Genomic DNA, 12917 nt, shown 5'->3' on the forward strand with positions numbered 1-12917 from the left:
CTAAAGTAAAGGAGCCGACACGCAGCCGGCTCCGAATGTCGTCAAAAGTCTATGGAATGGATGATCGATTTGTCGATATCGTTGATATCGCGCTTGCCGCAAAGCGCCATCGTGATATCCAGTTCCTTGCGGATGATTTCAAGCGCCAGCGTCACGCCGTCCTTGCCCATCGCGCCGAGGCCATAGAGGAAGGGGCGGCCGATGAACACGCCCTGCGCACCGAGCGCACGCGCTTTGAGCACATCCTGACCGGAGCGAATGCCGCCGTCGACATGCACTTCGATCTTGTCGCCGACCGCATCGACGATCGGCTGAAGCATGGAAATGGAGGACGGTGCGCCATCGAGCTGACGCCCGCCATGGTTCGACACGATGATCGCATCGGCACCCGACTTGGCCGCCATCTTCGCGTCCTCGACATCGAGAATGCCCTTGAGGATGAGCTTGCCGCCCCATTGTTCCTTGATCCAGGCGACGTCGCTCCAGTTGAGCTGCGGGTCGAACTGTTCCGCCGTCCAGGACGAGAGCGAGGAAAGGTCGGTGACGTTCTTGGCGTGACCGGCGATGTTGCGGAATGTGCGGCGCTGCGTGCCCATCATGCCGAGGCACCAGCCGGGGCGCGTCGCCATCTGCCAGATATGTTTCGGGGTGAATTTCGGCGGGGCGGAAAGGCCGTTGCGGATATCCTTGTGGCGCTGGCCGAGAATCTGGAGATCGAGCGTCAGCACGAGGGCCGAACAGCCTGCGGCTCTGGCGCGGCCGATCAGGTTCTTCACGAAATCGCGGTCCTTCATCACGTAAAGCTGGAACCAGAACGGTTTCTTCGTGACGGAAGCGACATCTTCGATGGAACAGATGCTCATGGTCGAAAGGGTGAAGGGCACGCCGAAGGCTTCGGCTGCCTGTGCCGCCAGCATTTCGCCGTCGGCATGCTGCATGCCCGTCAGGCCGGTCGGGGCGAGCGCCACGGGCATCGCCACTTTTTCGCCGATCATCGTTGTTTCCAGCGACCGGTTCGTCATGTCCACGAGAACGCGCTGGCGCAATTTGATCTTCTTGAAATCGTCTTCATTGGCGCGATAGGTCGACTCGGTCCAGGCGCCGGAATCCGCATAATCAAAGAACATCTTGGGGACGCGGCGCTGGGCAAGCCGCTTCAGATCGGCGATTTCAACGATGTTGGTCATCCATTCCACCCCTTGTGGTAATTTTTCTTGACCAATCGCATGACGGATCGCGCGGCTGAAATCAAGTACGAACAGATATCGAATAACAATTGCCTCGCGGTTAATTGAAGGACCAGACAATTCCTCTTATGCTATTGGCACCCGCCCAAGGCATAGTTTGCCGACGAGAAGGTGGGTAGGCTGTAGTGACGAATTAACTTATGGTTTGGCGCGAGGGTATTTTGTTGCTGAACAGGAGAAACGACCGCCGTGGAGTTGATCTCCACAAGGGCGTTTCGACGCATTCAGAAGCAAAATACACCGCGTCCCTTCGGGATATGGCAAAAAAACTCCATCTTGGCGTCGCAAAACCTCGCCAAGGGATTGGGGGGAGGAACCACCCCACCTTCGGTTTCGCTCCTAAAGCTGAAGATTTTTTGCCTATACCAAACCATGAAGTTAATACGTCACTACAGCCTAGCAACTGGTTAGAGGGTAACGGATGAGCAAGGCCACCAGAACCGGTTTCATCGGCAAGCGATCGTCTGCGGCAGGCGGATGGGGCGCATTGAAAAGCTGCGGCAGGCAATTGCTGGCCAGCGGCGCTCCGCTTTCCGGTGCGCGCACGCTTCTCAAGGCGAACCAGCCTGACGGGTTCGATTGCCCCGGCTGCGCCTGGGGTGACCCGGAACACGGCTCTTCCTTCGAATTTTGCGAGAACGGCGTGAAGGCTGTGGCCTGGGAGGCGACCGACCGGCGCACGACACCGGCATTTTTCCGCGACCATACGGTTTCCGAGTTGCGCGAATGGACGGATTACGATCTGGAAAATACCGGCCGCCTGACCCATCCGATGCGCTACAATGCCTCGACCGATCAGTATGAAGCCGTCGAATGGGATGAAGCGTTCAAAACCATCGGCGCCATTCTCAACAGTTTCGACAGCCCCAACCGCGCCGAGTTCTATACGTCGGGCCGCGCCTCGAACGAGGCTGCGTTTCTGTACCAGTTGTTCGTGCGCGCCTATGGGACCAACAATTTCCCCGACTGCTCCAATATGTGCCACGAGGCAAGCGGCGTTGCGCTGAAACAATCGGTCGGCGTCGGCAAGGGAACGGTGCTGCTGGAAGATTTCGAAATGGCCGATGCCATTTTCGTGGTCGGCCAGAATCCGGGCACCAACCACCCGCGCATGCTGGGTGATCTGCGCCGTGCCGCCGAGCGCGGCGCGCGCATCGTCGTTTTCAACCCGATCCGCGAACGCGGGCTGGAGCGGTTTGCCGATCCGCAGAACAAGCTTGAAATGCTGCATGGCGGCAGTGAAGCCATCGCAAGCGATTATTTCCAGCCGCGTCTTGGCGGTGATCTTGCCGCTTTCCGCGGCATGGCCAAGGCGGTTTTTGCGGCGGATGACGCGGCAATCGCAGCTGGCCAGCCGTCGATCCTCGACCGGGATTTCCTGAGCCGCCATACCGCGGAACTGGAGGCCTATCGCGCGGCTGTCGATGCGACCTCATGGGCGCAGATCGAGGACCAGTCGGGGCTTCTGCGGCAGTCTCTCGAACGTGCGGCGCGGATTTATATGCAGTCGGAACGGGTCATCTGCACCTGGGCCATGGGGATCACCCAGCATCGCCATTCCGTTGTCACGATCCGCGAGATCACCAATTTCATGCTGCTGCGCGGCAATATCGGCAGGCCGGGCGCGGGGCTCTGTCCGGTGCGCGGCCATTCCAACGTGCAGGGCGACCGCACCGTCGGCATCAATGAACGGCCCCCGGCTGCATTCCTCGATGCGCTGGAAAGGGAATTCGGTTTCGAGGTCCCGCGGGAGCCGGGACACAATGTCCTTGGCGCCATTGGCGCCATGCTCGACGGGTCGGCCCAGGCTTTCATCGGTCTTGGCGGCAACTTCGCGCGTGCGACCCCGGATAGCCCGCTTATCGCAAAAGCGCTTTCCGGCCAGCGCCTGACGGTTCATATCGCAACCAAGCTCAACCATTCGCATCTGGTGCCGGGGCAGGATTCCTTTATCCTGCCATGCCTTGGGCGCACGGAAATCGACCTCAACTCCAAAGCGATGGCGCAGATCGTGACGGTCGAGGATTCCATGAGCATGGTGCATGGTTCGGGCGGCATCAACACGCCGGCTTCGCCGCATCTGCGTTCGGAAGTGGCGATCGTTGCCGGCATGGCGCAGGCGACGCTTGGGCCGCAGCCGGTCGACTGGCTGGCGCTTGCCGACGATTATGATCTGATCCGCGACCGCATCGCCCGTGTATTGCCGGATTTCGACGACTTCAATGTCCGCGTGCGGGTTCCGCGCGGTTTCCACCTGCGCAACGCTGCCCGCGAGCGCGAATGGAACACGACAACGGGCAAGGCGACCTTCTGGTCCGGGCCTTTGCCGGACGCGGTGGAGCATCAGCAGGCGCGCGGCAAGCCGGGACGCTATGTGTTGCAGACCTTCCGCAGCCACGACCAGTACAACACCACCATTTACGGGATGGATGATCGCTATCGCGGCGTTTACGGCGAGCGCCATGTCGTCTTCATGAATGCGGCCGACATGGCTGATCTTGGCGTCGAGGCCGGGGACAGGGCCGATATTGTCGGTGAGTTTGACGATGGCGTGGAGCGGATTGCGCGGGATTTTCGCTTTGTGCCCTATGACATCCCCCGCGGCTGCATCGCAGGCTACTATCCGGAGATGAACGTGCTGGTGCCGCTCGCCAGTTCCGGCGATGAAAGCTACACGCCGACATCGAAATCGGTGATCGTTTCGTTTCGCCCGCTGAAGGTGGAAGCGGCATGATGGAGGAGGCGGAATATATGGCGTTTGTCGAAGCGCTCATGACCGCGTCCAGCAGCCTTTCCGGGCTCGGTGCCGGAATTGTCGCAGCGCTTGCCCTCGACATTGCGGCGGACAGCCGAACCTTCGCACGGCTGCTGGGTGTCGCCCATGCGCTGGTGCTGCGGGAGGTTTCAGGGCTTGGGCAGGATGGCGGGTATCTCCGGGTCCGGCAGCGCGATCCGCGCACGCAGCGCATCCGTTATGAATTGAGCACTGCCGGTCACAGGCTTGTCGAGGAGGCGACGGGTTAGGGGGCTGTTGCGGCGACCGATATTCCTGAAATATTTCTGAAATTCAATATAGTTATATATTTCTATTTTCTAATATTCCGATCGGGCGCAAGGTCCGGTCATGTATCTTGAAAAAGCATTCCTGAAAAGATTTCAACAGCGATAACTATGATTCATCATCTTTCACAACGCCGCTTTTCTCTGCATGGCTTTAGTTGCATTCTCCACGGAACCAAATCAGCGAGAATCGTGTAAATGGCAGTAAAATCATTCTTTTACGGCTTACGGGCTGGATGGGGGCATGGTGTGGCCCGAAAGGCTCTCCCTTTCAAGGCGCCCTCCATGCTCCTAGTCTGCCTCGGGCTGCTTGCGCCTGGCATTCCGCTTCAGGCGCGCGCAGACCAGCTCAATGTCGTGCCGGTGGCTGCGGTCAAGGCTGTCATCAGTGATTATCAGCCGAAACTCACCTTGTCCGGGGCGATCGCGGCGCGCTCTCTCGTCAATGTATCGTTCCGCCTGAACGGTCAGGTTGTCGAGCGTATGGGCGAAATCGGCCAGCACGTGGAAAAAGGCCAGCCTCTCGCCCGCATCGACGATGTCGAACAGCAGGCCAATCTGCGTGTGGCGCAAGCCTCCAAGGATGCGGCCGAGGCGCAGCTTGTTCAGGCGAAGGCCAATTTCGAGCGGCAGAAGGCGCTTCTGGCGCAGGGCTTCACGACGCGCAGCACCTACGACCAGGCGAACCAGAACCTGCAGACGGCGCAAAGCGCCCTTGCCAGCGCCGAAAGCCAGCTCAACGATGCCCGCGACCAGCTGTCCTACACGCAATTGCAGGCGCCGGTTTCCGGCGTGATCACGGCGCGCAATGTCGAGGCCGGTCAGGTCGTGCAGGCCGCGCAGACGGCATTCTCGATTGCCGAGGATGGGCCACGGGACGCGGTTTTCGATGTGCAGGAAACGCTGGTCAATCATGCCAAGATCGGAATGGGCGTAACGATTGCTTTGCTGTCCGATCCTTCGGTCAGCGCGGAAGGCAAGATCCGCGAAATTTCGCCGGTGGTCGATGCGCAGACCGGCACCGTGCGGGTCAAGGTTGGGATAGCGCAAACCCCGCCCGCAATGGCGCTTGGAGCCACGGTGACGGGCACGGTTCATATGGACGCCGTGAAAGTTGTCGTCCTGCCGTGGAGCGCAATGACCTCGGATGCCGGGCGCACGGCGGTCTGGCGGCTTTCGAAGGATTCCAGGGTGGCGACGCTCGTTCCGATAAAGGTCCTTGCCTATGAAAAGGGGCGCTTGCTCGTGGAAGGCGGCTTGCAGGAAGGCGAGCTGATCGTCACGAAGGGCGCGCAGATGTTGCGTTCCGGCGAACCGGCGGATGTCGTGCAGGAACAGGAAGGGCTCGTTGCACAATGAAAACGGCAATCCAGTTTCCCAACATCCGGGCCATGACCAAGCTTGGCATTGTCGCCGCCGTGCTGGCGCTTGCTGCCTGCGGAAAAGGCGAGGAGAACAAGGCCGAAGCCGAGCCCGTTCGCCCGGTCCTCTTCATGGTGGTCGAACCCAAACCCGTCACGCAGACAGGCTTTGCAGGTACGATCGAGCCGCGCTACTCCACCGATCTGGCTTTCCGTGTCCTCGGTCGTATCGTCAACCGGCCCGTGCAGGTGGGCGATCTCGTGAAGAAGGACGAGATGGTTGCGATGCTCGATCCTTCCAATCTGGACCTTGCCGTTCAGTCCGCGAGGGCGGATCTGGCCAGCGCAGAAGCCCAATATGCCAATGCTTCGGCAAGCGAAGAGCGCCAGCGCATCCTGCTCAAGGGCAACAATGTCTCCCAGGCCGATTACGATGCCGCCAAACAGGCGCGCGACAGTGCCGAGGCGGGGCTTGAAAAGGCGCAGGCCGGCCTGAAAATGGCGCAGGACCAGCGCAGCTATGCCGTGCTGCGCCCGGATTACGATGGGGTTATTTCCGCAATGAATGCCGAAGTCGGGCAGGTGGTTGCCGCCGGACAGACCGTGATGACGGTCGCACGCCCGGATATTCGCGAAGCCGTCCTCGATATTCCCGACAGCATGACGCAATATTTCGAGCTGGGCACGCCCTTCAACGTGCAGCTTCAGGCCGACCCCGCCGTCACCGGGAAGGGAACCGTGCGCGAGGTCGCGCCGCAGGCCGACGCGCAGACACGCACGCGGCGCGTGCGCATCGCCCTCGACAATCCGCCCGAAGGCTTTCGTCTGGGGGCCACGATCCGGGCCGCCATGGCCGCGGCTGAACAGAATCTCGTGACATTGCCGATCGAGGCGCTTCGCGAGGATAAAGGCAAGACCGGCATATGGGTCATCGACCCGCACAAGCAGACGGTTTCCCTTCATGACGTGCAGGTTATCGAACGGCGCGGCGCAAGCTTTGTCGCCGGGGGCGTCGATATCGGCAGTTATGTGGCGATTGCCGGTGTGAACGAGTTGAAGGAAGGACAGAAAGTCCGCCTGGACGCGAAAGGAACGGGCCTGTGAAAAAGGGATTCAATCTGTCTGACTGGGCTCTGAATCACCGGTCCCTGGTCTGGTATTTCATGCTCGTCTTTCTGGTGGCGGGCCTGATCTCCTATATCGATCTCGGTCGCGAGGAAGACCCGGAATTCACCGTCAAGACAATGGTCGTGCAGGCCAACTGGCCGGGTGCTTCCGTTGAGGAAACGCTGAACCAGGTGACAGACCGGCTGGAAAAGAAGCTCGAGGAACTGGATACGCTCGACTATACGCGCAGCATAACCACGGCTGGCAAGTCGGTCGTGTTCGTATTCCTGAAGGATACGACGCGGGCCGAACAGGTCAAAAAGTCGTGGACGGAAGTGCGCCATTTTCTGAACGATATTCAGAATACGCTGCCGCAGGGCGTTTACGGCCCCTATTTCAACGACCAGTTCGGCGATGTTTACGGCAATGTCTATGCCTTCACGTCGGATGGTCTTTCCATGCGGCAGTTGCGCGATTATGCCGAGAGCACGCGCACGAAAATCCTGACATTGCCCAATGCGGGCAAGGTCGAGCTGATCGGGGCGCAGGACGAGGCGATCTATCTGGAATTCTCCACGCGCCAGGTCGCGGCGCTCGGGCTGGACCAGCAGGCGATCCTGCAAGCCTTGCAGGACCAGAACGCGATTACGCCTTCGGGCGTGGTGGAGGCCGGGCCGGAGCGCATCAGCGTGCGTGTCAGCGGGCAGTTCACGTCGGAAGCGGACCTGCGTGCCGTCAATCTGCGCGTCAATGACCGCTTCTTCCGCCTGTCCGATGTCGCGACGATCACGCGCGGCTATGTCGATCCGCCCACATCCATTTTCCGGGTGAACGGTCATGATGCCATCGGCCTTGGCATCGGCATGAAACCGAACGGCAATCTGCTCGAGTTCGGCGCGGCGCTCGACAAGATGATGAACCAGGTGACGGCGGAACTGCCGGTCGGCGTCAATGTCTTCAAGGTTGCCGACCAGCCGCAGGTCGTCACGGAAGCTGTGTCGGGCTTTACCGAAGCGCTGTTCGAAGCCGTCATCATCGTTCTGGCCGTGAGCTTCGTCAGCCTCGGCGTGCGCGCGGGCTTTGTGGTTTCGCTTTCGATCCCGCTGGTGCTGGCCATCACCTTCCTGGCAATGTCGCTGATGGATATTTCATTGCAGCGCGTGTCGCTGGGGGCGCTCATCATCGCGCTGGGGCTGCTGGTCGACGATGCGATGATCGCGGTCGAAATGATGGTGGCGCGGCTGGAGATGGGCGATCCCATCAACAAGGCTGCGACCTATGTGTATTCGCATACGGCCTTTCCAATGCTGACGGGCACGCTCGTCACCATTGCCGGCTTTATCCCGATCGGGCTCAACAACAGCCAGGCGGGGGAATACACCTATACGCTTTTCGTGGTGATTGCGGTTTCGCTGCTTGTTTCGTGGATCGTGGCGGTTTTGTTCGCGCCCCTGCTGGGCGTCACCTTCCTGCCCCACAAGATGAAGGCGCATGAGGAAAAACACGGCCGCCTCTTCAACATGTTCTCGCAGGTCCTGCTCGCATCCATGCGGCACAAATGGATCACGATCATCACGACCATTGCGCTTTTCCTTGCTTCCGTGTTCGGCATGGGCTTCATCGAACGGCAGTTCTTCCCGGAATCCGACCGGCCGGAACTGGTGCTCGACTGGACGCTGCCGCAAAACAGCTCCATCGCCGACACCAAGGCCCAGATGGAGAAATTCGAAGCGACGATGCTGGAAGGCAATCCGGATATCGACCATTGGAGCACCTATATCGGGCAGGGCGCCATCCGCTTCATTCTCTCCTTCGACGTGCAGCCCGCAAATCCGTATTTCGGGCAGATGGTCGTCGTTGCGAAGGACCTTGAAGCGCGCGACAGGCTCAAGCAGAAATTCAACGAAGTGCTGCGCAAGGATTATGTCGGCACCGATGTCTATGTGAAATATCTGGAGCTTGGCCCCCCGGTCGGACGCCCGGTGCAATATCGCATATCGGGACCGGATATCCAGAAGCTGCGCGGCGTCGCGCAGGATTTTGCGGGTATCCTCAGCGCCGACAAGCGCCTTGGTGTGGTGAGCTACAACTGGAACGAACCGGGCCGCGTCATCCGTGTCGATGTCATGCAGGACAAGGCGAGGAAGCTCGGCATCTCCTCCAAGGATATCGCAACGACCCTCAACGGCATCGTCGGCGGGATCACGATCACGCAGGTGCGGGATTCGATCTATCTGATCGATGTCATTGCGCGGGCGCAGAAACAGGAACGCGATTCCATCGATACGCTGCAAAGCTTGCAGATCGCCACCGGCAACGGGACATCGGTGCCATTGGCGGCGATTGCCAATTTCCGGTATGAACTGGAACAGCCGGTCATCTATCGCCGTTCGCGTATCCCCACGATCACCGTGGCCGCGGGCATCATCGACAAGACGATGCCGGACACGATCGTCAAGGATCTGGCGCCTGCCATCAAGACATTCGCCGACAAGCTGCCATCGGGATATTATATCCAGACGGCGGGCACGGTGGAGGAAAGCGGCAAGAGCCAGGGGCCGATCGCTGCCGTCGTTCCGCTGATGCTGTTCGTCATGGCGACGGTGCTGATGGTCCAGCTTCAGAGTTTCCAGCGCCTGTTCCTTGTGGTGGCGGTGGCGCCGCTCGGCCTGATCGGCGTCGTGGCGGCCCTGTTGCCGAGCGGCAAGCCGCTCGGTTTCGTGGCGATCCTCGGCGTGCTGGCGCTGGTTGGCATTCTCATCCGCAACTCGGTCATCCTGATTGTGCAGATCGAGGAGGATATCACCGAGGGTATGCATCCATGGGATGCCGTGATGAAGGCTAGCCAGCACCGGATGCGGCCCATCGCGCTGACGGCTGCGGCGGCCAGCCTGGCGCTGATCCCCATTGCGCGCGAAGTGTTCTGGGGGCCGATGGCCTATGCCATGATGGGCGGCATCATCGCCGGTACGGCAATCACGCTCCTGTTCCTGCCGGCGCTTTATGTCGCCTGGTTCCGGATCAAGGAGCCGGAACGCAGCGGCGACGAGCCGCCAGCCGAGGCGCATCCTGCCGCGCAACCGCACTGACCGAAAAAGGCCCGCCCATCAGCGGGCCTTTTTCATGAGATTGTCACTTGCTATTGGTTCTATATAGGTTCTATTATGTAAAGCATGAATAGAACCACATTGATCACGGCCATCGAAGAGCGCGGTCTGCATGACCCGCAGCTCACAGGGCCGCTTTACCGGAACCTTGCGCGCATTCTCGGTGAACTGATTGAGGAAGGGCGGCTTGCGCCCGCCGTGGGGCTGCCGCCGGAGCGCGATCTGGCGGAACAGCTGGGCATAGGCCGGATCACGGTTCGCAATGCCTATAAGGAACTCCTGACGCAGGGCGCGGTGGAGGCGCGGCGCGGCAGCGGCACCTTTGTCGCGGAACGCCCGGCCCGCATCAGCCAGCATCTGTGGCGCCTGACGTCCTTTTCCGAGGATATGCTGTCGCGCGGCAAGGAGCCCGGCGCGCGCGTTGTCACGAACAGGATCGACAAGCCGTCGCCGGACGAGGCTTTCCGCCTTGGGGTCGGCGTGGATACGACGATTGTGCGGCTCGACCGTTTGCGGCTTGCCGATGGCGTGCCGATGGCCTTTGAGCGCGCCGTGGTGCCGCGCCATTATCTGGATCAGGACCGCGTGGACGAAACCTCGCTTTACGGCGCGTTGGCGCGGCGCGGCCACAAGCCGGTTCGCGCCTTGCAGCGCCTGACGGCGGTGACGCTCGATCCCGGCACGGCGCGGCTGCTTGGCGTGCACCGGGGCGCGCCCGCACTTCTGATCGAACGTGTCTCGCATCTCGAGGATGACCGGATCGTCGAATATACCCGTTCGCATTATCGCGCGGATGCCTATGACTTCGTCGCCGAACTGAAAATTGGAGAATGACTATGAACAGCCCTTCCTCCCTGATGTTGCAGGAAACAGAACAGTCACCTGCCGTCGTTGCCGGTCTGCTTGAGAAGGAGGCAGGCACATTCTCGGAAATCGCGCGTATCTTCCAGAAAAGCGAACCTGCCGTCATCACGACCGCCGCGCGCGGCTCATCCGATCACGCGGCGACTTTCTTCAAATATCTGATGGAAATCACGATGGGCATTCCGGTGGCCTCCATCGGGCCTTCGGTGGCCTCGGTCTATGGTTCCAGGCTGAAGCTGAAGGATGGACTGCACTTCACCGTGTCGCAATCCGGCGCCAGCCCGGACATTGTCGCGGCGCAGGCAGCCGCCAAAAAAGGCGGTGCAACGACAATCGCCGTTGTGAACGTTGTCGACAGCCCGCTGGGCAATGCCGCCGATGTGGTGCTGGCGCTCAATGCCGGTGAAGAAAAAAGCGTTGCCGCAACCAAATCGTTCATTGCCGCCGTCGCGGCGCTGTCGGGCGTGGTCGCTTCTGCCAGTGGCGATGCAAGCCTGCAAGCGGGGCTGCAGCGCCTGCCGGAGGCACTTGCCGCAACGCGGCCCGATGGTCGTGAAGCCGTTGAAAGCCTTCTTTTCAATGCGCGCTCGCTTTATACGGGCGGGCGCGGCACGGCCTTTGCGATTGCGCTTGAGGCCGCTCTGAAAGCCAAGGAAACCGCCAATATCCATGCCGAGGCTTTCTCGCTCGCCGAACTCATGCACGGTCCGATGCGTCTGGTGGAAGAGGGGTTCCCGATCATTTCCTTCCTGCCGCAAGACGAAGCCTTCGACACCAACATGCAGGCCCTGAAGCGGCTGCATTCATTCGGGGCGAGCATCGTGTCGCTGTCCGATGCGCAGACGCCGGGCTACCGCCTGCCGTCGGCAAGCACGGGCAATGCGCATCTCGACCCGCTGGTTTCTCTCATCAACTATTACCGCGTCATTGAAGCGGTCACGCGCCGCAAGGGCTTTGACCCCGACAAGCCGCGCAATCTCAACAAGGTCACGGTGACGGTATGACAAAAAAATCGGCAATTGCAGGCGCACGCATCTTTGACGGCGAGCGCTTTCACGACCAGAGCGCGCTGGTGTTCAGCCATGGCAAGGTTGAGGCCATCGTGCCGGAAGCCTCGCTGGGCGAGGCCCATAATGTCGAGCGCCTGAACGGCGGCGTCCTGGCGCCCGGCTTCATCGATGCGCAGGTCAATGGCGGCGGCGGGCGCATGCTCAACGATGAGCCGACGCCCGAAACCATGTTCGTGATTGCGGGCGGGCACCGGAAATATGGCACGACCAGCCTGTTGCCGACCCTCATCACCGATACGATGCCGGTGCGCGACCGCGCCATCGAAGCGGCGATCGAAGCGGTGAAGGCAGACAAGGGCGTCGCCGGCCTGCACCTGGAAGGCCCGCATCTGGCGCCTGCACGCAAAGGCGCGCATCTGGCGGAGCTGATGCGCCCGGTCGATGATGCCGATATCGCACTTTATACCCATACGGCGAAGCAGATCGGCACCCTGCTGGTGACGCTTGCCGCCGAACAGGTGACGCCGGATCAGGTGCGCCGACTGAGCGATGCCGGTGTGATCGTCAGCATCGGTCACAGCGACACGACCGCCGAGGAAGCGTTCAAGCGCTTCGATGCCGGTGCGCGCAGCGTGACCCATCTTTTCAACGCGATGAGCCAGATCGGCCACCGTGCGCCGGGGCTTGCGGGCGCGGCGCTCGACCATCCCGACATCTGGTGCGGCATCGTTGCCGATGGCCATCATGTCGATCCGATGGCGCTGCGGCTTGCCCAGCGGGCCAAGCGCGGCGATGCGCATCTGTTCTTCGTGACGGATGCGATGGCGCTGGTCGGTTCCAACGCGGAAAGCTTCGAGATCAATGGCCGGGCGGTTCGTCGTGTGTCGGGCGGCATCTGTTCGAAACTCGTTCTGGCGGATGGCACCATTGCCGGTTCCGATCTCGACATGGCATCGGCGGTGCGTTTCGGCGTGGCCGAACTGGAACTGACGCTGGCCGAGGCGTTGCGCATGGCGAGCCATTATCCGGCGCGTTATCTGCGTCTCGACGATCGCGGTGCGTTGCGCACCGGCATGCGCATGGATGCCGTGCACCTTGACGATGGCCTGTTTGCGAAAGCCACGTGGCTTTCGGGTGAAAAGCAGAGCGCGGGATAAGGCC

General features: G+C 60.9%; 9 protein-coding genes and 1 pseudogene. 8 read left to right on the top strand and 2 right to left on the bottom strand.

The features are described from left to right. Positions 1-41: 41 nt before the first annotated feature. Together AVM02_RS19165 and AVM02_RS19170 are read right to left on the bottom strand one after the other, a co-directional pair. On the bottom strand, positions 42-1187 hold the full coding sequence (locus AVM02_RS19165) for an L-lactate dehydrogenase (RefSeq protein ID WP_411508493.1): 1146 nt from the start codon (positions 1185-1187) through the stop codon (positions 42-44). A gap of 176 nt (positions 1188-1363) precedes the next feature. Then, a pseudogene (locus AVM02_RS19170) lies at positions 1364-1471 on the bottom strand (low molecular weight phosphotyrosine protein phosphatase); the annotation flags it as partial. 197 nt (positions 1472-1668) lie between these two features. Here AVM02_RS19170 and AVM02_RS19175 point away from each other — a divergent pair. The 8 genes from AVM02_RS19175 (at position 1669) to nagA (ending at position 12913) form a co-directional block, all read left to right on the top strand. Beyond that, positions 1669-3981 carry an FdhF/YdeP family oxidoreductase gene (locus AVM02_RS19175; RefSeq protein WP_411508494.1) on the top strand — a complete coding sequence of 771 codons (2313 nt, stop codon included), beginning with the start codon at positions 1669-1671 and terminating at the stop codon, positions 3979-3981. Beyond that, positions 3981-4271 carry a hypothetical protein gene (locus AVM02_RS19180; RefSeq protein ID WP_411508524.1) on the top strand — a complete coding sequence of 97 codons (291 nt, stop codon included), beginning with the start codon at positions 3981-3983 and terminating at the stop codon, positions 4269-4271. The genes AVM02_RS19175 and AVM02_RS19180 overlap by 1 nt, the downstream gene beginning before the upstream one ends. Positions 4272-4505: 234 nt before the next feature. Further along, entirely contained in the window at positions 4506-5666 is a 1161-nt protein-coding gene (locus AVM02_RS19185) for an efflux RND transporter periplasmic adaptor subunit (RefSeq protein WP_411508495.1), read from the top strand. Positions 5667-5698: 32 nt separating this feature from the next. Continuing rightward, positions 5699-6772, top strand: coding sequence for an efflux RND transporter periplasmic adaptor subunit (locus tag AVM02_RS19190; RefSeq protein WP_411508525.1), 1074 nt, complete (start codon positions 5699-5701; stop codon positions 6770-6772). Next, the gene (locus AVM02_RS19195) at positions 6769-9864 is read left to right on the top strand and encodes an efflux RND transporter permease subunit (protein WP_411508496.1); all 3096 of its coding nucleotides are present in this window, start codon (positions 6769-6771) and stop codon (positions 9862-9864) included. Before AVM02_RS19190 ends, AVM02_RS19195 begins: the two co-directional genes overlap by 4 nt. Positions 9865-9948: 84 nt before the next feature. Next, positions 9949-10716: a GntR family transcriptional regulator gene (locus tag AVM02_RS19200; protein ID WP_411508497.1), complete on the top strand. Its 768-nt coding sequence runs from the start codon at positions 9949-9951 to the stop codon at positions 10714-10716. 2 nt (positions 10717-10718) lie between these two features. Then, on the top strand, positions 10719-11750 hold the full coding sequence (locus AVM02_RS19205) for an SIS domain-containing protein (protein ID WP_411508498.1): 1032 nt from the start codon (positions 10719-10721) through the stop codon (positions 11748-11750). Beyond that, entirely contained in the window at positions 11747-12913 is a 1167-nt protein-coding gene (gene nagA, locus AVM02_RS19210) for an N-acetylglucosamine-6-phosphate deacetylase (RefSeq protein ID WP_411508499.1), read from the top strand. Before AVM02_RS19205 ends, nagA begins: the two co-directional genes overlap by 4 nt. Positions 12914-12917 lie beyond the last annotated feature (4 nt).

Source organism: Brucella anthropi (genome assembly GCF_046630315.1).
GTDB lineage: Bacteria > Pseudomonadota > Alphaproteobacteria > Rhizobiales > Rhizobiaceae > Brucella > Brucella anthropi_A.